The 24,161-nt window shown below is 65.5% G+C and carries 26 protein-coding genes; 12 read left to right on the top strand and 14 right to left on the bottom strand.

Going from position 1 to position 24,161, the window contains the following annotated elements:
- Positions 1–18: 18 nt before the first annotated feature.
- The 6 genes from UU9_RS18080 to UU9_RS14790 form a co-directional block, all read right to left on the bottom strand.
- The gene (locus UU9_RS18080; protein WP_156804319.1) at positions 19–879 is read right to left on the bottom strand and encodes a Tle-like phospholipase domain-containing protein; all 861 of its coding nucleotides are present in this window, start codon (positions 877–879) and stop codon (positions 19–21) included.
- On the bottom strand, positions 876–1,397 hold the full coding sequence (locus tag UU9_RS18085; protein WP_156804320.1) for a hypothetical protein: 522 nt from the start codon (positions 1,395–1,397) through the stop codon (positions 876–878). Before UU9_RS18085 ends, UU9_RS18080 begins: the two co-directional genes overlap by 4 nt.
- A 112-nt stretch (positions 1,398–1,509) precedes the next feature.
- Positions 1,510–2,871: a peptidoglycan-binding domain-containing protein gene (locus UU9_RS14775; RefSeq protein ID WP_007082575.1), complete on the bottom strand. Its 1,362-nt coding sequence runs from the start codon at positions 2,869–2,871 to the stop codon at positions 1,510–1,512.
- Between the two features lie 30 nt (positions 2,872–2,901).
- Positions 2,902–3,741, bottom strand: a complete 840-nt coding sequence (locus tag UU9_RS14780) for a lysozyme inhibitor LprI family protein (RefSeq protein WP_202799834.1) — start codon at positions 3,739–3,741, stop codon at positions 2,902–2,904.
- A 50-nt stretch (positions 3,742–3,791) separates the two neighbouring features.
- Positions 3,792–5,582, bottom strand: coding sequence for a type IV secretory system conjugative DNA transfer family protein (locus UU9_RS14785; RefSeq protein ID WP_007082577.1), 1,791 nt, complete (start codon positions 5,580–5,582; stop codon positions 3,792–3,794).
- A 130-nt stretch (positions 5,583–5,712) separates the two neighbouring features.
- Positions 5,713–6,054: an MGMT family protein gene (locus UU9_RS14790; protein WP_007082578.1), complete on the bottom strand. Its 342-nt coding sequence runs from the start codon at positions 6,052–6,054 to the stop codon at positions 5,713–5,715.
- 68 nt (positions 6,055–6,122) lie between these two features.
- Between UU9_RS14790 and UU9_RS14795 the strand changes: the two genes are divergently transcribed.
- A complete protein-coding gene (locus UU9_RS14795; protein WP_007082579.1) occupies positions 6,123–6,527 on the top strand; it encodes a hypothetical protein in 405 nt (134 codons plus the stop codon).
- Between the two features lie 12 nt (positions 6,528–6,539).
- On the opposite strand, the gene UU9_RS14800 is transcribed toward UU9_RS14795, so the two are convergent.
- Together UU9_RS14800 and UU9_RS14805 are read right to left on the bottom strand one after the other, a co-directional pair.
- On the bottom strand, positions 6,540–7,652 hold the full coding sequence (locus UU9_RS14800; RefSeq protein WP_007082580.1) for an inorganic phosphate transporter: 1,113 nt from the start codon (positions 7,650–7,652) through the stop codon (positions 6,540–6,542).
- An 85-nt stretch (positions 7,653–7,737) separates the two neighbouring features.
- Complete coding sequence (locus UU9_RS14805; RefSeq protein WP_007082581.1) at positions 7,738–8,367, bottom strand: DUF47 domain-containing protein; 630 nt, start codon at positions 8,365–8,367, stop codon at positions 7,738–7,740.
- Positions 8,368–8,503: 136 nt separating this feature from the next.
- On the opposite strand from UU9_RS14805, the gene UU9_RS14810 reads away from it, so the two are divergent.
- Positions 8,504–9,823 (top strand): hemolysin family protein, encoded by a 1,320-nt coding sequence (locus tag UU9_RS14810; RefSeq protein ID WP_007082582.1) that lies wholly within the window; start codon positions 8,504–8,506, stop codon positions 9,821–9,823.
- A gap of 139 nt (positions 9,824–9,962) precedes the next feature.
- On the opposite strand, the gene UU9_RS14815 is transcribed toward UU9_RS14810, so the two are convergent.
- Entirely contained in the window at positions 9,963–10,727 is a 765-nt protein-coding gene (locus tag UU9_RS14815; RefSeq protein ID WP_007082583.1) for an RNA methyltransferase, read from the bottom strand.
- 182 nt (positions 10,728–10,909) lie between these two features.
- Between UU9_RS14815 and UU9_RS14820 the strand changes: the two genes are divergently transcribed.
- Positions 10,910–11,713 carry an inositol monophosphatase family protein gene (locus UU9_RS14820; RefSeq protein ID WP_007082584.1) on the top strand — a complete coding sequence of 268 codons (804 nt, stop codon included), beginning with the start codon at positions 10,910–10,912 and terminating at the stop codon, positions 11,711–11,713.
- Positions 11,714–11,785: 72 nt separating this feature from the next.
- Here UU9_RS14820 and hda read toward each other — a convergent pair whose 3' ends face one another.
- Genes hda through UU9_RS14835 form a run of 3 tightly spaced genes read right to left on the bottom strand, consistent with a single transcriptional unit; the run spans position 11,786 to position 14,657 of the window.
- On the bottom strand, positions 11,786–12,487 hold the full coding sequence (gene hda / locus UU9_RS14825; protein WP_007082585.1) for a DnaA regulatory inactivator Hda: 702 nt from the start codon (positions 12,485–12,487) through the stop codon (positions 11,786–11,788).
- Entirely contained in the window at positions 12,484–13,674 is a 1,191-nt protein-coding gene (locus UU9_RS14830) for an AI-2E family transporter (protein WP_007082586.1), read from the bottom strand. Before UU9_RS14830 ends, hda begins: the two co-directional genes overlap by 4 nt.
- Positions 13,674–14,657, bottom strand: a complete 984-nt coding sequence (locus tag UU9_RS14835; protein WP_007082587.1) for a DUF2066 domain-containing protein — start codon at positions 14,655–14,657, stop codon at positions 13,674–13,676. The genes UU9_RS14830 and UU9_RS14835 overlap by 1 nt, the downstream gene beginning before the upstream one ends.
- Before the next feature lie 77 nt (positions 14,658–14,734).
- On the opposite strand from UU9_RS14835, the gene purM reads away from it, so the two are divergent.
- The 3 genes from purM to UU9_RS14850 are packed head-to-tail and all read left to right on the top strand — an operon-like array spanning position 14,735 to position 17,328.
- Complete coding sequence (gene purM / locus UU9_RS14840) at positions 14,735–15,856, top strand: phosphoribosylformylglycinamidine cyclo-ligase (RefSeq protein ID WP_425476853.1); 1,122 nt, start codon at positions 14,735–14,737, stop codon at positions 15,854–15,856.
- Between the two features lie 54 nt (positions 15,857–15,910).
- Positions 15,911–16,579, top strand: coding sequence for a phosphoribosylglycinamide formyltransferase (purN, locus tag UU9_RS14845; protein WP_040671149.1), 669 nt, complete (start codon positions 15,911–15,913; stop codon positions 16,577–16,579).
- 35 nt (positions 16,580–16,614) lie between these two features.
- Positions 16,615–17,328: a DUF3108 domain-containing protein gene (locus UU9_RS14850; protein ID WP_007082590.1), complete on the top strand. Its 714-nt coding sequence runs from the start codon at positions 16,615–16,617 to the stop codon at positions 17,326–17,328.
- A 56-nt stretch (positions 17,329–17,384) separates the two neighbouring features.
- Here the strand turns inward: UU9_RS14850 and murA are convergent, their stop codons facing one another.
- Together murA and UU9_RS14860 are read right to left on the bottom strand one after the other, a co-directional pair.
- Positions 17,385–18,644: a UDP-N-acetylglucosamine 1-carboxyvinyltransferase gene (gene murA, locus UU9_RS14855; protein WP_007082591.1), complete on the bottom strand. Its 1,260-nt coding sequence runs from the start codon at positions 18,642–18,644 to the stop codon at positions 17,385–17,387.
- A gap of 39 nt (positions 18,645–18,683) precedes the next feature.
- Entirely contained in the window at positions 18,684–18,920 is a 237-nt protein-coding gene (locus UU9_RS14860) for a BolA family protein (protein ID WP_007082592.1), read from the bottom strand.
- A gap of 177 nt (positions 18,921–19,097) precedes the next feature.
- Here UU9_RS14860 and UU9_RS14865 point away from each other — a divergent pair, with 177 nt between their 5' ends.
- From UU9_RS14865 to UU9_RS14890, 6 genes are all read left to right on the top strand, one after another.
- The gene (locus UU9_RS14865; RefSeq protein ID WP_007082593.1) at positions 19,098–20,108 is read left to right on the top strand and encodes a KpsF/GutQ family sugar-phosphate isomerase; all 1,011 of its coding nucleotides are present in this window, start codon (positions 19,098–19,100) and stop codon (positions 20,106–20,108) included.
- Positions 20,109–20,146: 38 nt separating this feature from the next.
- A complete protein-coding gene (locus tag UU9_RS14870) occupies positions 20,147–20,695 on the top strand; it encodes a KdsC family phosphatase (protein ID WP_007082594.1) in 549 nt (182 codons plus the stop codon).
- Entirely contained in the window at positions 20,692–21,288 is a 597-nt protein-coding gene (lptC, locus tag UU9_RS14875) for an LPS export ABC transporter periplasmic protein LptC (RefSeq protein ID WP_007082595.1), read from the top strand. Before UU9_RS14870 ends, lptC begins: the two co-directional genes overlap by 4 nt.
- On the top strand, positions 21,251–21,871 hold the full coding sequence (gene lptA, locus UU9_RS14880; protein ID WP_007082596.1) for a lipopolysaccharide transport periplasmic protein LptA: 621 nt from the start codon (positions 21,251–21,253) through the stop codon (positions 21,869–21,871). The genes lptC and lptA overlap by 38 nt, the downstream gene beginning before the upstream one ends.
- A gap of 3 nt (positions 21,872–21,874) precedes the next feature.
- The gene (gene lptB / locus UU9_RS14885; protein WP_007082597.1) at positions 21,875–22,594 is read left to right on the top strand and encodes an LPS export ABC transporter ATP-binding protein; all 720 of its coding nucleotides are present in this window, start codon (positions 21,875–21,877) and stop codon (positions 22,592–22,594) included.
- 100 nt (positions 22,595–22,694) lie between these two features.
- Positions 22,695–24,158 carry an RNA polymerase factor sigma-54 gene (locus UU9_RS14890; RefSeq protein ID WP_007082598.1) on the top strand — a complete coding sequence of 488 codons (1,464 nt, stop codon included), beginning with the start codon at positions 22,695–22,697 and terminating at the stop codon, positions 24,156–24,158.
- Positions 24,159–24,161: the final 3 nt, after the last annotated feature.

Consider the following 24,161-nt stretch of genomic DNA (forward strand, 5'->3'; position numbering starts at 1 on the left):
GGAATAGATCAGAGCATCCTAAGTGGACTCCAGATTCAGATGTTCCGTAATGTTCAATGCCAACGCCAATTCGGCGCGCGAGTCGTACACATCACCTCGAAAATGGTCGATGGCTGGCTTGCTTTGCGCGTAATTCCGCATGGCTTGCGCCATGTTCTCAGGCTTCAGCACGCTATTCGGTCCAATGAACCACGTGATGCTGTGATCGCCCAAGCTCATGGCTAACAATGGATTCGGCGCAATCCCATCTGCTGGCGCATCGAGGTAACGCGCGCCGCGCAGGCGCTCGACGTCCTGATCACTCGCCAGCGCCACCATTTGGCCATGGTGATGGCTGGCTGCACTTACTGGATCGCCGGCCATCACGTAGTTGGTAACCCTGTCGCCTCCCTCGGGCAAGCCGTAACCCAAGTCCACCGCACCGTAGCTGTTGAACGTTATGCCCGGAAGGTTGAATTTCGACGACTCGATTTCCACGAGCGCACCACCCAAGGAATGACCGACGAGGGTCACATGGTCAAGGGAGATTCCGTTTGCTTTCGCAGTATCGATAACCCTTGCAGTGAAATCGCGCGCCGCTTTCTCTTGGGGGTTAAGCCGGTCCCGGACCATTGTGTAATCGGCGCCGATATCACGAGCCGCAGTAAGCGGGTGATGCTTGAAGTCTGGATCGGTACCGCGATAGGCAACGATAATTTCATTGGTCTCCCTATCGATGTAAGCCGTGCCATGGAAGCCGCTCGAATCGGCTTCATAGTCAAACACTTCATATCTGTGGCCGCTCAGGTAAACATCTGTCGGCATACTTGACGCCCCGCCAGGGCGATTCGTATAGGCATCACTGGCAGCCGCAGCACATACCTCCGGATCGGAGCTCATGGTGTCGCTTCCTTCACTACAATCGTGATCGAAAAGAATGCCTCGGGCTGCTGAATCACCAAGGGGTTGTTGGAAGAAAACGCCGGCACATGATTCGTAGATGAAGATCGATCCTCATAAGGACTTTTCCGGAAATAATCCGTTTGCGGGCCATTTTTACCGAGTACTGCAGACGCCCCAAATATGGCATTATGTGCCTTAAAAACCACACCAACATTAACAGCATCCCAGCGACAAACACCCAAACCAAAGTAATCTTCGTCCTGCTGAGCATCCCGATAGAAGTATCCCCTCCATGTCTTTTCGTCCACGCTAATCATTTTGAAATCGTAGCCTTTATTAGGCACATTCCGTCCACCAGTCAGCTTGTCCTCAGGAACACACTCTACGTTAGCGACTCGGAGCGGCAAATAGCCCTTTACCAAGTCCCATGGACCTGGCGCATCCACCGTGGCCGTGACCTCATAACGTTTAATAGGATGGGGATTTTTCGTGGGATTCTCGGGGTCACCGTGCATGGCGGAGCATCCTGTGGTCAGGGTGATGGCAAGAAAGAGCGCGGCGGCAGTTCTAAGCGGCATCGTCAGGGTTCTCCAACACGTTGTATGCATGATTGTTGCCTCCGAACCCTCAGTACGTCAGTCCACCCGCTACGGGTGCATGGAGCAACTGCGGGGTGTCCGAAACATCCCGAGCATTGATCTGAATGCGCATTTGCGCCTGTTGCTGGTCGTACTGATGGATATGCCGAACGGATTGCTCCGGAGCGGGCGACGGCATTTTCAGATCGACTGAAGTCGCCGGCACGGGTGGCCACGACGTCCGAAAAGTCATGCGCCCGTCCGTTCGGTCGAAGTCGATACGATCCAGATTTTCGACATTGATCTGTCCCGCGTGACAGGCTGCGGTGAATTGCAGCAAGCGGCTGTCCGACGCATCGGGTATCCGCTCCTTCAGCGTGCTGTACAACGCGTGGTTGGGGCTCATGACATTGCGCGGATCGTCCAGGCTCGGCGTGACCGGGGGCAAGTTGGACATGGCCGACACCGCTGGCAGCAGGCCCGGATCATCCTCCTTCAGTGGCTGAACATCAGCTTGCAATGCACCCCATGTTACCGATCCGACTTTTCCATCGGGCAATAAGCCATGGTCGCGCTGAAACGTTTCCACCGCGGCCCGGGTCACCGGACCGAAATCGCCATCCGGCTGCAAGAGCCGCCCCTTCGCGTCCGTATAACCAAGCTCCATCAGCTGAGCTTGCAGCTTGCTCACTGCCGTACCGTGAGTGTATTCCTTGAGTATGACGCTGCCGTTCGGCGGAAAGCCGCCTACCACTGGCGTCGGACGTAGACCTAGCTCGAACAGTGCTCCCTCAAGCCTTTCTTTGCGACTCTCGATGCCACGGGCATTGGCCTTGTTACGGCCATACGCCGTCGCGCCGATGAAAACCTGCATATCCTCGAGGGCAGATGGGCTACCTGCTTGCATGCCGCGCTCCGGATTGCCTGCCAGGAAGGCGGCAAGCTGGCCGTCATGTCGAGAGGAAAACTGGTTCGCGTAATCGGCGATGCCTAGTTGCAAAGCAGGACTGTTGACGATGGCATCGGCAGCCACTGGATTGTATTCGCGAACGTTTTCAAGAATGCGGCCTACACGCCCTATGGTGGCGTCCAGTTGCTGGCCTGTGAACTGATCCATCGAGAGCCGCGGAATCGCCTGCAATTTGGCATCCAGCCTTGCCTGATCCCTTTCCGCAAGCCTTTCGTTCCTGCTCAGCGCGGCAATATCCGCGGCATCGAACCCGTTATCTGCCAGGAAGTCCCGAGCAGCAGGATTGGCGCCAACGTCAAATTGCATCTCGCCAAACGAGGATGAGCTGTTGGCGAGTTGCGCGTAGGAAAAGTGGCCGGCATCGCCAGCCTTGCCCCCAAGCTCGGTTGCCAACAGAACGACGCGTAGTTGCTCACGGGTGATGTTGGCACTATTCGACATGGCAAATTCCTTTTGACCCTGCGTTGGCGATCAACCACCGGAGCAGCCGTATGCGAAGTCGATCAAGTGTGCATCGGACATTTCTCCAGCAAAAACTGGATGCACCTGGAAATCACCCATCATGTCGTCGCTACAGACCACCACGTTCTGGCGTTGTGCGCCGTCTTGCCGGGTGCAATAGGCGCCAACGCTCTGCTCACCACGTCCAGGACCAATATGCGTTCCTTCCCATAAGCTCATCAGTCGATGACAAGCGATGATGCGACCACTCAGCTTTTTCTCGACAAGGGACTGATTGAACGACTCGACGTGGCCGTTGGGGTCCCGGTGGAACTGCACGCTGACACCGCATTGGACGTTGCCTTGATAGCCGCTCGGCTTCGTGCAATAGGGCTCATCGTTTCCAATGTATTTTTCATTGCGCGCCAACACCGCAATCCGGTGGGTGTAGACCTCGCGCAAGCAAGTTGTGTCCAGGCAAGTGCTGCGGGCATATCTGATCCAGTTGCGTTGTTCTTCGGCAAGGGCCTTTTTGCCCGATGCACCCGTCGACGCCAGTGCCGTCTTGTAGGCCTGTTGCAACTCGCCATCCAGTACAGATACCTGGAAATCACTGCAGATGAGCTTTTCCATGGCATTCATTGCCCCGCCACAGTCGAAGCTGGCGGCGGAGGGAGGCGTACCGGTCCGCGGGTTGGCCTCCGCAGCATGCGTTGCCGAGGCAAAAAGGGCCGTACACATGCCGAGAAGCGCGACGAGTGATGCTGCGCACAACCCATCGCGGCGGCGTTGCAGCATCGCATGACCCTGCTCCTCCAAGCCAGTTTCGCAAGCAGCACTACGTGGGGATGCATCAATCAACTTTGGCATTTGCGGCTTCCTGAAAAGGTTGCATGCATGATGAAGGCACCTGGTCGTCGTCATTGCAGCCACATCGCTTCTTGTTCGTTCTCCGGCCGGATAACGGTTTTCCGGTCAGTGGGCCGATCGGGGGAAGCCACGGAATACCTGATCACCGCCGGCGCCACGCCAGCCCGCTGCTTGAGCTGCTTGTCCCTGAAGTACCAGTTCTTCCTCGCGCGAATCGGCTTGCAGCCTTCGTAGAAGATCAGCTCGTCGTCAGCAGGCAGCTCCTTGATTTCCTGGGGCAGGAACAGGGCGCGCTTTTCGTCGGTGTGGTTGATCGAGACCTGGTTCGTGCCGCGGCCGCGGCTGGTGCTGCGGTGTTCCTTGCGGATGGTCTTGTAGCCGAGCATTTCGCTGTATTCGTTGGCGTCACTCTGTTCGCGCGGGGCGAACACGATTTGGGCGCCGTGGTTGGTAATGAAGTTCTGCGCGTCGTCGTCACCGTAGGCGGAGCGCAGCTGGGCGCGGCTCTGCACGATGCACAGGTCGCGCACGCCGTAGCTGGCGGAGATCGAGATGCGCTTGGCCCAGACGTCCACCCGGCCCATGGCGGTGAACTCGTCCATCAACATCAGCATCTGGTGTTTCAGCTGCGGCTCCTCGCCCAGTTGTTTCGTGAGATTGCTGCCGATCACCGTGCTGAAGAAGATGTTGAGCAGCTTGCTGCTTTCATCCAGCTTGTTGGTGGGGATGATCACGTAAAGCGTGGTCGGCCGTTTGCGCAGGCTGGCCACGTCGATGTCGGTGGCGTTGGTGGCGGCGGCCAGGATGGGGCTGAGGAATTGCTGCAGCGGCGCCTGCATGGTGGCGAGGACGGAGGAGAAGGTCTGCTCGGCCAGACCGGCTAGGTTGCCGAACACGGTGCGGGTCTGGGCGCTGACGAACGCGTAGCGCGGATCCTTCAGGATGATCTGCAGCATTTCCCTGGTGCCCTGGCCGTCGGCGCCGCTGGACAGGCGCAGGATGCGCTCGAAGCTGGGGAAGCCTTCGTGGGTGTTGGGATGCATGTCCGGCAGGCCGCTGCGGCAGCCGTGATCCCAGCCCTCGAACAGGAACGAGGCGAAGGCGGTGAAGGCGGCGCGGCTCTGCGCGGTCCAGAACGGGTCCTTGCCGGCTTCGTCCGGGTACAGGATGGCGGCGATGGTCTGGATCTCGCCGATGCGTTTGCCCGCATCCATCCCCGCCAGCGGCGTCATCGGGTTGAAGCGGTGGGTGTTGCCCGCTTCGTCGTACGGCGCCCAGACGCGAATCGCGTGGCCTTGCGCCTGGCGCCAGCCGCTGGTGGCCTTGAACAGCTCGCCCTTGAGGTCGAGCACCACCATCGATTCCTGGTACGAGAGCAGCACCGGGATGGCAACGCTGGTGGTCTTGCCCGAGCGGGTCGGGCTGATGGTGATGACGTGCTGGGCGCCGCCCAGCCACAAGTAGCGCCCCTTGTACGAACCGATGAGGATGCTTTGCGGGGTTTGCTTGAGCAGCCCGGCCTTTTTCAGGTCGGACAGCGTGGCGAAGCGGGCATCGCCGTGCAGGGAGGCGGATTGGGTCTTCAGCAACGGAATCAGCGCACCGGCCCACGCCAGCAACGGCAGGCCGAAACCGACGGCGCCGCTGAGCTTGATCCTGGAAGCGAAGGGCGCGAACGCCGGCAGATCCATCGCCTGCAGGTATTGCCACCAGGTGTTCCAGGCCAGCGGCGTATCGCGCAAGCCAAGCAGGAGCAGCACCAGATAACCGGAGAGAAACCAGCCGCCGACCAACCCCGCCAACAGCAACGCCAACACCCAACCCAGCTTGTTCCGGCTCATCCCTGGCCTCCCCCGCATGTGGACTTTCGATGCTGGTGGAACCGGTTCCGCCGTGTCAATGCGGCAACAGCGCCTCACGCTGTCGGCGTTGGATGAAGCTTCGCGCAGCGCCGATCAGGTCCGGGAACCCTCAATCCCCCGGCATGCCCCACAGCGCCCGGTCCAGGTCGCCGTCCAGGCCGAAGCGGGACAGCGGCACGCGGCCGCCTTTCACCTCGACGCCCTCGGCGCGCAATCGCTGGCATTGTTCGCGAAACCCGTCGCTGTCGCGCGGCAGCGCGATCTGGCCGCTGGCGCGAAGCACGCGGTACCACGGCAATTTCAGTCCATCGGGTGTTTCGCCCAGCAGCTTGCCCACCAGCCGCGCCCGCCCAGGCAGCCCGGCGCGGGCGGCGATGGCGCCATAACTGGCCACGCGGCCGGGCGGAATGGCGGCGATCGCGGCATAGATGCGGCGGGCGGCATCGCTCATGGTTCACAAGACGCAAGCGGGGGGACGTGGCAGAGTACCAGTGTTCGCTCGCCACCCCGGAAGCCTCCATGCGCCATTTCGAAGCCGTGCGTTCGCATATCGGCAGCCACTACGCGCTGCGCCACAACGATCCCTACCTGATCAGCTTCGACCTGGGGCTGGCGAAGGATCGCTACCAGGGCATCTACCTGGCGGAACTGGAAGGCGAGGACGGCCGCCGCTACCTGCGCATTTCCACCCCGGTGGGTCCGCTGGCGGGTATCGACCCCAACCGCTGCCTGCGCTTCAACTGGCTGCAGCGCACGGGGTTTCTTGCGGTCACCGACCTCGACGGCTCGCCCTACCTGCACCTGTGCGAAAACCGCCCGTACGAGACGCTGGACGAAGGCGAACTGCAACGGCTGATCAGCGAATTGGGCTCGCTGGGCGACGAACTGGAGCAGGTGATCGCCGCCGACAGCGATTCGCTCTAGCTCCTGGGAGCGTCAGGACAACGCGTGGGCCACCAGCACCAGGCCGTACGCCAGCAGCGCGGTGATCGGCAGGGTCAGGATCCACGCCCAGACCATCCGCTCCACCACCGACCAGCGGATCGCGTTGAAGCGCTTGGCCGCGCCCACGCCCATGATCGAGGCCGACACGTTGTGCGTGGTCGACACCGGGATGCCGAAGGCCGAGGCCACGAAAATCACGAAGGCCGAGCCGGTTTCCGCAGCGAAGCCGTTGATCGGATGCAGCTTGACCATCTTGTGGCCCAGCGTCTTGATGATCCGCCAGCCACCGCCGGCGGTACCGGCGGCCATGGTCAGCGCCGAGACCACTTTCACCCAGACGGGGATCGCGAAACCACCGGCGGGGTCGCCGTCGATGCGCAGGAAATCCAGCCATTCCGGCAAGTGATCGAACTGGTGTGCGGCGGTGGCGCCGGCCAGAGCCAGCGCGATGATGCCCATGCTTTTCTGGGCGTCGTTCATGCCGTGTGCCACGCCCATGGCGCTGGCCGACACGATCTGCGCCTTGCCGAAGAACGAGTTCACGAACGGCGTGCGGCCAAACCGGCGCAGCCAGCCCTGCCGGTTGGCGAACCAGGCCAGCAGCGCATACAGCCCGCCCATCAACACAAAGCTGAGGATGAAACCGGCGAGCGGCGAATAGACCATCGGCAGGATGACCTTGGGAATCACGCCTTCGCCCCGCGCAAAGCCGTTCTGCGCCCAGATCACCGCCGAAAAATTGTTGTCTGCCGCCGCCACCGCCGCACCCACCAGCGAGCCGACCAGCGCATGGCTGGAGCTGGACGGAAGGCCCAGCCACCAGGTGATGAGATTCCAGATGATCGCCGACAGCAGCGCGCAGATCAGGATCTGCGAGCTCATCTCCAGCACGCCGGCATTGATCAGGCCCGAGGCGATGGTGGCGGCCACGGCCGTGCCCATCAGCGCGCCGATCAGGTTGGTGCCAGCCGCCAGCAGCACGGCCTGCCCCGGCGTCAGCACCTTGGTCGCCACCACGGTGGCGATCGAATTGGCGGTGTCGTGAAAACCGTTGATGTAGGTGAAGACCAGCGCGATCACCACCACCGCGATCACCAGGCTCATGGCTGGTATCCGGCGTGAAGCGGGCAAGTGGTCGTCGCGGTCGCGCGCCAGCGGAAGAACAGGGCAAGGGACACGGCGAAACCCCTCAGGAGTTCTTCAGCACGATCGAATAGACGATGTTGCCCACGTCGCGGCACTTGTCGATCGCCTTCTCGATCAGCTCGAACAGATCCTTGGCCAGCACCGCGCGCATCACGTCGCCGCCCTCCACATACAGCGTGCGGTACGGCGCCAGCAGCATGCGGTCGCCTTCCGATTCCAGCGCCTGCAGGCGATCCTGCAGCTTCTTCACCGGGTCGATGCGCAGGCCGCGGCGCAGCTCGCCGATCATCTCCACCACCACCGCGCTGGAGCGCTCCAGCACCAGCGCGCGCTGGGCGAAATCCACCCCATCCAGGCGATCGGCCACGATCTCGAAGCGCTCGGCGAACTTCTCCACCGTCTTGGGAATCTTGTACAGCGCCGAGTTCAGCGCCTCGATATCCTCGCGATCCAGCGCGGTGACGAAGGTGTTCACCAGGCCCTCGCTGATCTGCGCGGCCAGTTCCTTTTCGCGGGCGCGGGTGGCGGTGAAACCGGCCATCACCGAGCCTTTGCCGGGATTGGTTAGCAGGTCGTGCAGGGCCTTGGCACTTTCATGGGCGGCGCCGGCGCTCTGTTCGAGCAAGCCATAGAATTTGTCGCCTTTGCCGAAAATCGTCTGCAGTGAAAACATGCGGCCTTGCCTGGAGGAAGCGGGATGGCGGAATGTTACAGGACACACGCCCCGTCCGGTTACGCCCGCAAAAGGTGAACTGCGGGCCTCGCTGCCCTTACACTGGCCCCATGCCCCCGCCCCCAACTCCGCCGCGATGCTGATCGAAATCGCGTTCGTCTTCGTGCTGGCACTCTGCAACGGCTTCTTCGCGCTGTCGGAGATGGCGCTGGTCGTCTCCCGCAAGGGCCGCTTCAAGCAGATGGCGAAAACCAGTCGTGGCGCCGCCCTGGCGCTGCGCCATGCCGAATCGCCGGAGCATTTCCTGTCGACCGTGCAGGTGGGCATCACCCTGGTGATGCTGATCACCGGCGCTGTGGCCGGCGATGCGCTGGGCGCGCACATCGCCAACGCGTTGCGCGGCGACAACGTGGCCTGGCTGCTCCCCTATGCGCGCATCATCGGCATCGTGCTGGGCTTCGTGCTGATCTCGTTCATCCAGATCGTCATCGGCGAACTGGTGCCCAAGCGGCTGGCGCTGGCGGCACCGGAGAAAGTCTCCGTCATCGTGGCGTTCCCGATGCTGCTGCTGTCGCGCCTCACGGCGCCGTTCGTGTGGCTGCTGAACGTGTCCAGCAACCTGCTGCTGCGGATGCTGCGGATCAACCAGCAAGGCCGCGGCGTAGTCACCGAGGAGGAGATTCGCCTGCTGGTGGCCGAAAGCGCCGAGCAGGGCGTGCTGGACGCCGACGAACACAACATGGTCAACCGCGTGCTGCGCCTGGGCGACCGCACGGTGGACAGCGTGATGACCCCGCGCATGCGCATCGCCTGGCTGGATATCGCCGGCACGCGCGAGGAAAACGTGGAAGTGCTGCGCCAGACACCCTACTCGCGCTATCCGGTATATCGCGGCGACGAAAGCGACGTGGTGGGCGTGGTCGAGGTCAAGCGCCTGCTGTACAGCTTCGCCCAGGGCCGCCCGGAGTTGTTCAGCCACCTGTCCAAACCGCTGTTCGTGCCCGCCACGGCGCGTGCGCTGGATCTGCTGGAGGAATTCCGCGACGCGGAGACGCCGCTGGCGCTGGTGGTGGACGAATACGGCGACATCGAGGGCGTGGTCACCGTCAACGACCTGCTGGCGGCCGTGGTGGGCGCCAGCCAGATCGGCCACGGCGGCAGCGATGACCATGCGCCGATCGTGCAGCGCGAAGACGGCAGCTGGCTGATCGACGGCAGCCTGCCCACCGACGACCTGCGCGAACTGCTGCAACTGAACCACCTGCCCGGCGAAGACGAACACGACTTCCGCACCGCCGCCGGCATGGTGATGGCCGCACTGGGCCACATCCCGCAAACCGGCGAAACCTTCACCTGGCACGGCATCCGCGTCGAGGTGGTGGACCTGGACGGCGCGCGGATCGACAAGCTGCTGGTGACGCTGGAGCCGACGTTCGAGGCGTCGGAGGACGAGTAAGGTCAAAGGCTTCCCCCATCCGCCCTGCCGGGCACCTCCCCGCGAGCGGGGGAAGGGAGCTGGCTGTTTCGAGGGGTCCGATCACTTCCTTCCCCCGTTTACGGGGGAAGGTGCCCGACAGGGCGGAAGGGGGCCGCTCTCAGCCCTTCTTCACCCCAGCCAACCCCGCCATCCGCTGCGCATCCGCCAATATCCCGTGCAGCATGCGCAGCTCGCGCTCATCCATCTGCGCGCGCTGGAACAATTTGCGCAAGCGCAACATGATCGTGGTGGGCGTGCGGCCCTTGTGGAAATCGATGTCGTCCAGCGTCTGCGCCAGATGCTCGTAGAACTGCTCCATCTGGGTCGCGTCGGCCGGCGGCTCGTCGTGCATCGGCGGTGGGGGCGCCGGCGTGTCCTGCAGCATGGCGATGCGCAGTTCGTAGGCCATCACCTGCACTGCCTGCGACAGGTTGAGCGAGCTGAAATCATCCACGCTGGGGATGCGCACCATCGCGTGACAATGCGCCAGCTCCTCGTTTTCCAGCCCGGTGCGTTCGTTGCCGAACACCATTGCCACCTGCTCACCCCGCGCCGCGGCGGCCAGCGCCTGCGCGGCAGCCTCGCGCGGCGAGATTTCCGGCAGGTTCACCCCGCGTCGGCGTGCGGACAAACCCAATGCCAGGTTGCTGCCGGCCAGGCCCTCGACCAGCGTGCGGTGGATACCGGCGGCATCCAGTACCGCGTCGGCTCCGGCAGCCAGTGCGGTTGCGTCGGGATCGGGGAAGCGCGCGGGCAGGACCAGATCCAGCCGCTCGAAACCCATCGTGCGGATCGCCCGCGCGGCACTGCCGATATTGCCCGGGTGCGAGGTGCGCACCAGTACGAAGCGCAGGCGGGCGGCGAGGTCGAGGGTATCGGTCATGGGGTGCGGGCGGTGAAAGAAAGCCTGCAAGCATAGTGCGAAGCCCGACGCGGCACGAATGCGGAGGGCCGCCGCCAGCCTCCCGTCTTCGATATGCCACGCGCCCTCGCCCGCCGCTGCCCCATCGCGCCTCTGCTAGAATGCGCGGTCGCAACCCCGCTCTCTTCCAAAGTCGAAACCCCATGGCCCGACCCCACGTCACGATCGCGGCGCGCGCTGCGCGTTCCGCAGGCAACATCATCCTGCGCTACATGAACCGCATCGACGGCCTCAACGTCGTCGAGAAGCAGCAGCTGGATTTCGTCTCCGAGGTCGACAAGCTGGCCGAGGCGGAAATCATCAAGGAACTGCGCCGCGCCTACCCCGACCACGCGATCCTGGCCGAGGAAAGCGGCGCCATCGGCAAGGGCCCGCTGACCTGGGTGATCGACCCGCTGGACGGCACCCACAACTACCTGCGCGGCATCCCGCACTTCAGCGTGTCGATCGCGCTGCTTGAAAAAGGCGTGCCGATCCATGCGGTAGTGTTCGACCCGCTGCGCGACGAGCTGTACACCGCCAGCAAGGGCGACGGCGCCTACCTCAACGACCGCCGCATGCGCGTGGGCAAGCGTGAGAACCTGGGCGGCGCGATGATCGGCACCGGTTTCCCATTCCGCCAGCGCCAGCATCTGGTGCCGCAACTGGACATGACCCGCGCCATCCTGGGCCAGGCCGAGGACATCCGCCGCTCCGGCTCCGCCGCGCTGGACCTGGCCTATGTGGCCGCCGGCCGCTACGACGGCTACTTCGAGATCGGCCTGAAGCCGTGGGACCTGGCCGCCGGCGTGCTGCTGGTGCACGAGGCGGGCGGACGCTACTGCGATTTCGCCGGCCGTGACGGCATCCCCGCCAGCGGCAACATCATCGCCGGCAACCTGCACGTGGCCAAGGCGATGGTGGACGCGATCGGCGCCCAGGCCACGCCGGAGCTGCTCAAGGCCTGAGCTGCGTGCATCGACACATCGAAGGCGCCGCGAGGCGCCTTTTTTGTGCGGATTCGCCGGCGGCATTTGCGCCTACGGTTCGGTGGCGTCACGCAGGAAATCGCGCAGGAACGGCACGGTGATGCGTCGCTGCGCGGCCAGTGAGGCCTGGTCCAGCTTGTCCAGCAGATCGAGCAGCGCGCCCAGGTCGCGGGCGTAACGGGAGAACAGCCAGTCCAGCACCGCGTCGTCCAGCTGGATACCGCGCAGCACGGCCTGGCTTTTCAGGACCTCGCGGCGATCCGCGTCGTCCAGCGGTTTCAGCGTGAACTGGGTGCAGGCGCCCAGGCGCGAGCGCAAATCGGGCAGGCCCAAGGCCAATTGCGCCACGCTGGCATCGGCGGCGAACAGCAAGGCGCCAGCCTCGGCGCGGGTACGGTTGTAGAGGTCGAACAGGGCGTGCTCGGCATCGCGATCGCCGGCGATGGCCTGCAGGCCATCCAGCGCCAGCAGTTCGCTGCCGGCGACACCGCGCAGGGCGGCGGCGCGGTCGACCTGGCTGGTCAGCGGCAGGTATTGCACCGTGCGGCCGAGCGCGCTGGCGGCATGGCAGGCGGCGATCAACAGGTGGCTCTTGCCGCTGCCGGTCGGGCCGCCCAGGTAAACCCATGGTGCGCCGGGCTGGTGCGCCAGCGCCTCCACCGCGGCCAGCGCTGCCGCGTTGGCGGCGGCATGGAAATGCTCGAAACGCTGGCGCCGCGGCCAGCGCAGCGCCAGCGGCAACTGCGGAATCATGGGGTCGTTCCGTCGTCCGGTGGCGTCGCGATGTTCGATTCGACGTCGCCATCGCTGCGCACGCTGACCTCGACCTCGGCGACCACCGGATCATCCGGCCCCACCTCGTTGTAAAGCTCGCTCATGCGATAGCGTTCGAGCAGGTAACGCAGCAGCACCATGATGACCGACGCCGCCGGCAACGCCAGCAGCACGCCAAGGAAACCGAACAGGTAGCCACCGGCCAGCACCGCGAAGATCACCGCCACCGGGTGCAGGCCGATCTTGTCGCCCACCAGTTTCGGCACCAGCACATAGCCTTCCAGCAACTGGCCCAGCACGAACACGCCGCACACCAGCAGCACGTGCATCCAGTCGCCGTATTGCACCAGCACGGCCACGATCGCGGCCACGAAACCGATGATGAAACCCAGGTAAGGCACGAAGCTGAGCAGGCCCGCGACCATGCCGATCAACGGCCCCACGGTGAGCCCGACCACGCCCAGCCCGGCGCCGTAGAACACGCCCAGCGCCAGCATCACCAGCAGCTGGCCGCGCACGAACGCACCCAGGATGCCGTCCGATTCGCGCGCCAGGTGCGCGATGGTGGGCTGGATAGAACGCGGCAACATGCGGTCGATGGTGGCCACCAGCCGGTCCCAGTCGCGCAGCAGGTAGAACGCCACCACCGGGATCAGCACCAGGTTGGTCAGCCACATCGCGATACCCAGGCCCGAGCGCGATACCCGCCCCAGCACGGTCGCGGTGACGGTGCCGATGGAACCGATATGCGCCTTGATCGCCTCCAGCAGGCGGTCGCTGTCGAAAGTGTTCGGGTCCAGATGCAATCGATCCCGCAGCCACGGCCAGGCGATGTTCTGCGCCCAGTCGCCGTAACGCGGCAGGTTCTCGATGAGGTTTTCCACCTGCCGTGCGATCAGCGGAATCAGCAGCAGCAACACGCCACAAACCGCCAGCAGCAGCACCACGAACACCACCGTGGCGGCCCACATGCGCTTCAGGCCAAGCCGCTCCAGCCGATCGGCCAGCGGGTCACCCAGGTAGGCCAGCATGGCCGCCACCGCGAACGGCATCAGCACCGGCGCCAGCAGCCAGATCAGCCAGCCGATGATCGCGGTGATCGCCAGCATCTGCCAGCGGTGCGAGGTGTCCTGGTTCACGAGGCGTTTCCCGGCGTCGACGGACATCAATGCAGCCAGCGCAGGCTGGCATCGGCGCCATCGTGCGGTGCGTCCTGCAGCAGGCGTCCGCCGGCGGCCAGGCTGGTGGCCAGTGCCGCCGCCGGCAGCGCCGCCCTGATTTCCAGCATGATGCCGTCATCCTGCGCGCCCAGCGTGGTGACGCTGCGCACGGTGGGGTCGGCGTTGAGCATCGACAGCAGGTTGGCATACGCCATGGCCGAACCCACTCCATCCACCCACAGCCGGCTGGTGCTGACGGTGGCACTGACCACATTGAGTTGCTGGCCCACGCGGCCGACCGCGTCGTGGCCGGCGTCGGCGAGCACGGCGTCTTCGGTAGCACCCTGATTGCTCCAGCGCTGCGCTTTTCCGCCGGAAACCAGCACCCAGTCACCACCGCCGTCACGCAGGCTGCCGAGCAGGACCAGCCCGGTGTGATATTGCTGGTTGATCGACGCCAGCGCGGCCGGGTCCGCCGCGGCCACGCGCGCCAGGTCCGGCGTGCTGGCGGGTGCGGGATACACCACGCCGGTGCCGCCGGCCGTCACCGCCTGGGCCAGGCTGCCCAGGTCATCCTGCGACAGCAACTGGCCGTCGCTGCCCTTCACCAGCAACAGCACTGGCGGTTTCACGCCGGCGCGGGAGACACCCAGCGTATCGATCAACCGCCGTACCGCGCCGGGTTCGAAATTCACCTGCAGCGAAAGCCCGCCGCCGTCCGCCCTGGCGTACTGGAACTGCTGCACCAGCGAGCGCGCCTTGCCCAGCGCGTCGGCGTAACCGGCCTTGCTGCGCAGATCCTGCCCGCCCGCCACGCGTACCAGCACCTGGCCCAGCGCCGTGGCGAACGCCTCGTCGCGCTGGGCGCTGCTGGTGTCGCTGACCGGTACCGTGACCGAATACGGCGAACCCGAGATCTGCGCGTGCAGTGGCGACCACGCCACAAACGCCAGCAGCAGGGCGACAATCGACAGACGGGACAGGCGCATAAGCATGGATTCTTGGCGGACAACTGCGGGAAGTCTGCCCAATCGCGCTGCCAGCGTCCATGACAGCCACGCCCGATATGGAAAAGTCCGCACCGCCGGCGGCCAGCCGCCGCCACATAACTGCTAAACTTGCGCGTTTCATCCAGCCGGTTTACGCCATGTCAGACGCCCTCACCTACCGCGCCGCCGGCGTCGACATCGACGCGGGCAATGCCCTGGTCGAACGCATCAAGCCACTGGTCAAGCGTACGCAGCGCCCCGAAGTGATGGGCGGGCTGGGCGGCTTCGGCGGCCTGTTCGACCTTTCCGGCCGCTACAAGGAGCCCGTGCTGGTGTCGGGCACCGACGGCGTGGGCACCAAGCTGAAGCTGGCGCAGATCCTGGGCCGCCACGACACCATCGGCATCGATCTGGTCGGCATGTGCGTCAACGACGTGCTGGTGCAGGGCGCCGAACCGCTGTTCTTCCTCGACTATTTCGCCACCGGCAAGCTGGACGTGGACACCGCCGCAGCCGTGGTCGGCGGCATCGCCCGCGGCTGCGAACTGGCCGGCTGCGCCCTGATCGGCGGCGAGACGGCCGAAATGCCCGACATGTATCCGCCGGGCGAATACGACCTGGCCGGTTTCACCGTGGGCGCGGTGGAGAAATCGCAGATGCTCAGCGGCGCCGGCATCGTGGCCGGCGACGTGGTGCTGGGCGTGGCCTCGTCCGGCGCGCATTCCAACGGCTATTCGCTGATCCGCAAGATCCTGCAGCGCGCCGGCAATCCGCTCGATCTCGACCTCGGCGGCGTGAGGCTGGCCGATGCACTGATGGCGCCCACCACCATCTACGTCAAGCCGATGCTGGACCTGCTGCAAGCCGGCGCCTCCCGAATTCCGGTCCACGGCCTGGCCCACATCACCGGCGGCGGCCTGAAGGAAAACATCATCCGCGTGGTGCCCGACGGCCTCGGCCTGGCGCTGGACGCGGCCGCGATCGCGCTGCCGCCGGTGTTCGACTGGCTGATGCGCGAGGGCAACGTGGCGCGCGAGGAAATGTGGCGCACGTTCAACTGTGGCGTCGGTTTCACGGTGATCCTGCCGGCAGACGCGGTAGCCGCGGCCTCGGCGCTGCTGGCCACGCATGGGCTGGCCAGCTCGGTGATCGGCGAAGTGGTAACCGCTTCGGGCGACGAGCGCGTGCGGATCGGCTGAGTACCCACGTTGATCGCCACCCTTTCTTCCACCGACGCCACTGACGCAGGCCAGGTGAGCGCGACTCCGCTCAAGGTCGCCGTGCTCGCTTCCGGTCGCGGCAGCAACCTGGCTGCCTTGCTGGCCGCGCGCGACCGCGGCGAACTGCCGGTGGATTTCGTGCTGGTGGGTAGCGACAAGGCCAGCGCGCATGCCTTGCAACTGGCCGAAACGGCGGGCATTGCCACGCTGGCGCTGAGCCCGCGCAACTACCCGGACCGGCGCAGCTTCGACCGGGACCTGCTGGCCCGCATCGCCGCCAGCGGCGCTGAAGTATTGGTGCTGGCCGGCTTCATGCGGGTGCTGGATGGCGAAGCGCTGGCGCCATGGATCGGCCGCGTGATCAACATCCACCCCTCGCTGCTGCCGAAATATCGCGGCCTGCACACGCACCGTCGCGCGCTGGAAGCCGGCGATCGCGAACACGGCGCCAGCGTTCATTACGTCACCGCCGAACTCGATGGCGGCCCGCTGATCGCGCAGGCCCGCATCACCGTCCACCCCGGCGACGACGAGGACTCGCTGGCGCAGCGGCTGCTGCCACTGGAGCACCGCCTGCTGCCCACCGTGCTGAGCCTGATGGCCAGCCGCCGCCTGCGCTGGAGCGACGACGGCGCGCAACTCGATAACCAGCCGCTGCGCACCCCGCTGGCGCTGGGCGAACACGGCCTGCACCTGCCTTGACGCGCGGTTCAGCCCGGTCGCGGCAGACTCGGCCGATGATTATCCGCTCCCTGTTCGTTCCGCTCGTTGGCGTTGCGCTGCTGTTCGGCAGCACGGCCATGGCCGCTGCCGCCAAAACGCCCACGGCCTTTACCGCCACCTATCGCGTCACCCAGGGCGGCATGCCCCTGGGCGACGCCAAGGTCACCCTGCGTCCAGCCGGCGACGGCGAATGGGTCTACAGCAAGAGCATCAAAGGCAGTGGCGGCATGGCAGCGCTGCTGGCGGCCAATCTCGAGGAAAGCTCGCGTTTCCGCTGGAAGGGCGCCGTACCGGAGGCGGTCAGCTACGACTACCAGTTGACGTCCGCGATCAAGAGCAAGCAGCGCCACCTGCGCGTGGACTGGGCGAAAAAGCAGGTCAGCGTGGACGAGGGCAAGGGCGCGAATACCTACCCGGCCGCGCCCGGCATGGTGGAGCGCAACACCCTGGCGCTGGCCATCGGCATGGCGCTGCGTGATGGCGGCAAGACCCTGGCGTTGCCGGTGGCCGTCAAGCAGCAGGTCGAAACCCAGAACTTCAAGGTCACCGGCAAGGAGACCATCAAGGTGCCGGCCGGCAGCTTCGACGCCGAGCGGGTCGAACGCACCGATGCGGACCGCGGCTTCAGCGCATGGTACGTGCCCGACCGGTACCCGTTGCCGGTGAAGCTGTCGCAACACGATGGCGGCAACGTGGAGATGGAATTGCTGAGCTACCGCGCCGACTGAGGGTTGCGCCGCTCAAAAAAAGCCCGGCATGCCGGGCTTTTTCATGGGTGGTTGGCTCAGTTGGGCAGTCGCCGAATCTTCGCGCCCAGCGTGCCGAGCTTTTCCTCGATGTTCTCGTAGCCGCGATCGATGTGGTACACGCGATCGACCGTGGTGTCGCCGTGAGCCACCAGGCCTGCCAGCACCAGGCAGGCCGAGGCGCGCAGGTCGGTGGCCATGATCGGTGCGCCGCTCATCTGGCCGACGCCCTTGATCACCGCGGTGTTGCCTTCCAGGTGGATATCCGCACCCAGCCGCTGCAGCTCGTGCGCGTGCATGAAGCGGTTCTCGAACACCGTCTCGGTGATCACGCCGGTGCCTTCGGCCACGCAATTGAGCGCGGTGAATTGCGCCTGCATGTCGGTCGGAAACGCGGGGTACGGCGCGGTGCTGATGTTGACGGCCTTCGGCCGGCGCCCGCCCATGTCCAGCTCGATCCAGTCGTCGCCGGTGGAAATATGCGCGCCGGCCTCTTCCAGCTTGGCCAACACCGCGTCCAGCGTATTGGCGCGCGCGTGCCGCGTCCGCACCTTGCCGCCGGTGATCGCCGCACCGACCAGGAAGGTGCCAGTCTCGATGCGATCGGGCAGCACGTTGTAGTCGGTGCCGTGCAGGCGCTCCACGCCGTGGATCACCAACGTGGAGGAACCAACGCCTTCGATCTGCGCGCCCATCGCGATCAGGCAATGCGCCAGATCGACCACTTCCGGCTCCTGCGCCGCGTTCTCGATCACCGTGGTGCCTTGCGCCAGGGTGGCGGCCATCATGATGTTCTCGGTACCGGTGACGGTGACCATGTCCATCAGGATGCGCGCACCCTTGAGCCGCTTGGCGCGCGCCTTGATGTAGCCGTTCTCCACGCTGATGTCCGCGCCCAGCGCGCGCAGGCCGCGGATGTGCTGATCGACCGGGCGCGAGCCGATGGCGCAGCCGCCGGGCAGGGAAACCTCGGCCTGGCCGAAGCGCGCTACCAGCGGGCCCAGCACCAGGATCGAGGCGCGCATGGTGCGCACCAGGTCGTACGGCGCCACGCAGGTATTGGTGGTGCGCGGGTCGACATGCATCTTCATGCGGTCGTCCAGCACCAGTTGCACGCCCATCTGGCCGAGCAGCTCGATGAAGGTGGTGACGTCGTGCAGGTGCGGCACGTTGCCCACGCTGACCGGCTCGTCGGCCAGCAGGCAGGCGGCGAGGATGGGCAGCACGGCGTTTTTCGCACCGGAAATGCCCACGTCGCCGTGGAGCGGCGTGCCACCGCTGATCAGGATCTTGGCCATCGTTGTCCTTCGAAAAAATGTATCGGAAGCGCGGCGACTTCAGCGGCGCGCCGCTTCCTCGGACGTCAGCGTTGTCAGGGCCAGTGCGTGAATTTCCCCACCCATCAGCTCACCCAGTGTGGCGTAAACCATCCGGTGGCGGGCCAGCGGCAGTTTGCCCGCGAATTGATCGGCAAGCACGGTGGCCTCGAAATGGACGCCATCGGCGCCACTGACCTCGGCCCGCGCGCCCGGCAACCCGGCTTCGATCAGCGATTTGATGCGGTCAGTATCCATGGACTTCACGACTGATGGCACATAACCGGGGCAATTCGACCCTGCCCAACGGCTTATGACTGTAAAATGCGAATCGGCCATGATAGTGGAAATTTCATGTCGCAGAAACGACGATGAGCCGTCTCGTCGCCCGGCCGACCGGCAATACGCCACGATGACTCCCTTATTCGAGCTCCCATGAACGCACGCATCGCCCCGCCTGCCACCGTCGCGCTGCAGCCCGACGCCATCATTCGCCATGCGCGGGCCGTGATTGCGACCGAGGCGGAGGCCATCGGCGCGCTGGAGCCGCGCATCGGCACCGATTTCGTGGAGGCGTGCCGGCTGATCCTGAACTGCCACGGCCGCGTGGTGGTCACCGGCATGGGCAAATCCGGGCATGTGGCGCGCAAGATCGCCGCCACCCTGGCCTCCACCGGCACGCCATCGTTCTATGTGCATCCGGGCGAGGCCAGCCATGGCGACCTGGGCATGATCATGCCGCAGGACATCGTGCTGGCGCTGTCCTATTCCGGCGAAACCGACGAGGTGCTGTTCATCCTGCCCACGCTCAAGCGCGAGGGGATACCGCTGATCGCGATCACCGGCAAACCCGGCTCCTCGCTGGCGCGCCAGGCCGACGTGCACCTGGACGGCAGCATCAGCTGCGAAGCCTGCCCGCTGGGCCTGGCACCCACCACCAGCACCACCGCAGCGCTGGTGCTGGGCGACGCGCTGGCCATCGCCTTGCTGGAAGCGCGCGGGTTCACCTCGGACGATTTCGCCCGCTCGCACCCGGCCGGCAGCCTGGGGCGCCGCCTGCTGCTGCGGATCAGCGACGTGATGCACACCGGCGACGATGTACCGCGCGTGGCGCCGGATGTCGGCCTCACCACCGCGCTGGTCGAGATGACCCGCAAGCACCTGGGCATGACCGCCGTGGTGGACGCCGACGACCGCCTGCTGGGCGTGTTCACCGACGGTGACCTGCGCCGCGCGCTGGACGACGTGGGCGTGGACCTGCGCGGCGCCACCGTCACCGAATTGATGACACGCGGGCCCAAGACCATCGGCCCGGACAAGCTGGCGGCCGAAGCGGCGCAGCTGATGGAAAAGCACCAGATCCACGCCCTGCTGGTGGTCGACGCCGACCAGCGCGTGGTTGGCGCGCTGAATATTCATGACCTGCTGCGTGCCCGCGTGGTTTGATGGAGCCTTCGACCGCGCTCGCCAATCACCCACCACGCATGACCGACAGCTATCTCGCCCACCTCCCCGCCGACCTGCTCGCCCGCGCCGCCGCCATCCGCCTGGCGGTATTCGACGTGGACGGCACCCTGACCGATGGCCACCTGCACTACAGCGAGGACGGGCGCGAAACCAAGGTCTTCCACGTGCACGACGGGCTGGGCCTGAAACGGCTGCAGGCCAACGGCGTGCAGGTGGCCATCATCACCGCGCGGATCAGCCACCCCGTGGCGCTGCGCGCCGAGGAGCTGGACATCGCCCACGTCTACCAGGGCCAGGGCGACAAGCGCGCCTGCCTGCGCGAACTGCTCGAAGCGCTGAACCTGACGCCGGCGCAGGCCGCCTTCGTGGGCGACGACCTGCCCGATCTGGCCCCGATGCGCATGGCTGGGCTGGCGGTGGCCGTGGCCAACGCGCATCCCTGGCTGGCCGCGCAGGCGCACTGGCAAACCAGCCGGCGTGGCGGCGAAGGCGCCGTGCGCGAAGTGTGCGACCTGATCCTGCTGGCGCAAGGCAAGGCCGACGCGGAGCGGGAGCGCTGGCAGTGAACATCCGCCGCTACCTGCGCGACCGCCGCCTGCCGGTGGCGATCGTGGGGCTGGGGCTGGCCGCGGGGCTGGCCCAGACCTTGCTGTGGTGGATGGGTCCGCCGCCGAAAACCAACGACTTCGTGGGCCCGCCGCGTTCCGGCTACACGCTCACCGATGCCCACGTCACGAAATACAACACCGAAGGCCTGGCCGCTTTCCACCTGGTGGCGCCGCACGTCGAACGACGCGAAGGCGACGATTCGCTGTACATCAACTCGCCCACCTTCGACCTGCCCGCGAACCAGCCCGGCGTGCCGGACTGGAAAGGCGAATCGCTGTACGGCTGGGTCGACAAGGGCGGCACGCTGCTGAAATTGCAGGGCCCCGTCTACATGCACCGGGCTGCCTACGACGACACCCCCGCCACCGAGCTGCACACCGCCGACATCACCGCCTGGCCCAAGGACAACCGCATGCAGACGGCCGCGGCGGCGCAGATGGTGCAAGGGGGCACTAGAATCACCGGTCTTGGCATGCGTGCCAACCTCAACGACAAACACCTGGAGCTGCTCGATGACGTCCACGCCACGTTCCCGCCGCGCAAGCGCTAGCGCCGCCTGGCTCGTGCTGGGGCTGCTTGCGCTGTCGCCGGCCTTCGCCAAACAGAGCGACCGCGACCAGCCGATGCAGGTCGACGCCAAGCATTTCGACGGCTTCCAGAAGCCGAACACGGTCAGCACCCTGACCGGCAGCGTGGTGATCCGCCAGGGCTCGCTCAAGGCCACCGGCGCCGAAGCCAAGGTCCACTTCGATGGCGAAAGCCAGATCGACCGCGTTGTCATCACGGGCAACCCCGCCCACCTCGAACAGCTCGACGACAACGGCAACCTGATGCAGGGCGAGGCGGCCACCATCGACTACCACGCCGCCAAGGATTACGCCGTGCTGTCCGGCAATGCCGTGGTGAAGCAGAAGGGACGCGGCGAAGCGCGCGGCGACACCCTCACCTACAACACGCAGACCAGCCAGATGACCGGCGAAAGCAATGGCGACGGCATGGTCCACATGACTTTCCAGCCCAAGGCCCGCGCCGCCACCACGCCCGCCGACAAGCCCGCCGCAGCCGCACCGGCGCCAGCGAGCACGGTCGCGCCCGCTTCGGCGCGAAGCAGCGCCACGCCGGGAACGCCGTAACCGATGCTGTCCGCCGAAGGTCTGCAGAAGAGTTTCCGCGCGCGCAAGGTCGTGCGCGATTTCGGTTTTTCCATCCGTGAAGGCGAGGTCGTGGGCCTGCTGGGTCCCAACGGCGCCGGCAAGACCACCTGTTTCTACATGGTGGTGGGCCTGATCGAGGCCGACGCCGGCAGCATCAAGCTGGACAAGCAGGACATCACCGGCCTGCCCATGCATGCGCGGGCCAAGCTGGGCATCGGCTACCTGCCACAGGAAGCCTCGGTGTTCCGCCGGCTCAGCGTGGCCGACAACATCATGGCGGTGCTGGAATTGCGCACCGGGCTGAATGCGAACCAGCGCGGCACCGAGCTGGAAAACCTGCTCGACGAGTTGAAGATCGCCCACATCGCCGGGCAGAAAGGCATCAGCCTTTCCGGTGGCGAGCGGCGGCGCGTGGAGATCGCCCGCGCGCTGGCGGCCAAGCCGCGCTACATGCTGCTGGACGAACCGTTCGCCGGCGTCGATCCCATCTCGGTCGGTGAAATCCAGCGCATCGTGCGCCACCTCAAGGAGCGTGGCATCGGCGTGCTGATCACCGACCACAACGTGCGCGAAACCCTGGGCATCTGCGATCGCGCGTACATCCTGAACGACGGCGAGGTGCTGTCGCGCGGCACACCCGCGCACATCCTGGCCGACGAAAAGGTGCGCGAGGTTTACCTGGGGCGCGAATTCCGGCTCTGAGGGACGCGTTCGGCCGACCGGGTCGAACACCACCATCACGCTCTGGTCGCCTTGGCAGCGACCGGTTAGGATGGTTGCGAGCTCACTCGATCAAGTTGGCATGAAACCCGCATTACAGTTTCGCCTTCATCAGCAGCTGACCCTCACGCCGCAATTGCAGCAGGCGATCCGGTTGCTGCAGTTGTCGCAGCTGGAACTCGAAGCGGAGCTGCGACAGATCGCCGAGGGCAACCCGCTGCTGGAATTCGCCGACGAGGCCGAGGACGAAACGGCAGAGGACGACGACGACTACGCGGCCGCCGAAAGCACCGCCGAGTCGACCAGCGTCGAGCACGATGTAAACGATCCCGCCGACGACTGGGCCGACACCGGCGGCACGGCCGAATCGCCGATCGACTTCTCCAGCAGCAGCAACAGCAGCGTCGGCAGCTCACCCGGCTCGCGCGGGGATGAGGATTTCGAGCCGCAGAACGCGGCGCCGGAAACCCTCCAGCAACACCTGATGTGGCAGCTCAACCTGTCCCCGTTCAACCCGCGCCAGCACGCCATCGCCACCGTGCTGATCGACGCGCTGAACCCTGCCGGCTACCTCGCCGAAGGGCTGGATGCCGTACTGGCGGCCCTGCCCGCCAGCCTCGACGCCAGCGTTGAGGAGATCGAGGTGGTGCGCCGCCTGCTGCAGGGTTTCGACCCCGTGGGCGTGGCCAGCCTCGACCTGCGCGATTGCCTGCGGGTGCAACTGGAGCAGTTCGACCCGGACACACCCCACCGCGACCTGGCGTTGCGGCTGATCGACGGCGAGCTCGAATTGCTGGCACGCAACGACATCGCCAAGCTGTCCCGCCATCTGCGCGCCAGCGAGGAAGACGTGGCCGGTGCGGCATTGCTGATCCGCAGCCTGGACCCGCGCCCCGGCGCGGCGCTGGACACCACACCGGTGGAATACGTGGCGCCGGATGTCTACGCCCTGCGCGACGGCAACCACTGGCGCGTGAGCCTGAACGCCGACGCCCAGCCACGACTGGGCCTGAACCAGCATTACTGCGGCCTGATCGCACAGGCCCGCGGCGAGGACGCCAGCTGGATGCGCGGCCAGTTGCAGGAGGCCCGCTGGCTGATCAAGAGCCTGGAGTCGCGCGCCGAAACACTGATGAAAGTGGCCAACGCCATCGTGCGCCAGCAAAGCGCCTTCCTCGACTACGGCCCGGAGGCCATGCGCCCGCTGGTGCTGCGCGAGGTGGCCGAAGAGGTGGGCATGCACGAATCGACCATTTCACGGGTCACCACGCGCAAATACATGCACACGCCGCGTGGCACCTTCGAGCTGAAATATTTCTTCTCCAGCGGCGTATCCACCGAAGACGGCGGCAGCGCCTCGGCCACCGCGATCCAGGCCATGCTGCGCAAGCTGATCGACGCCGAGGACAGCCGCAAACCGCTGTCCGACCAGGCCATTGCCGAAGAACTGCAACGCCGCGGCATTCAGGTCGCGCGCCGCACCGTGGCCAAATACCGGGAGGGCTTGCGCATACCCAGTTCCAGCGAACGCCAGCGCGCCAGTTGACCG

The organism is Rhodanobacter fulvus Jip2 (genome assembly GCF_000264315.1).
GTDB classification, from domain to species: Bacteria; Pseudomonadota; Gammaproteobacteria; order Xanthomonadales; family Rhodanobacteraceae; genus Rhodanobacter; species Rhodanobacter fulvus.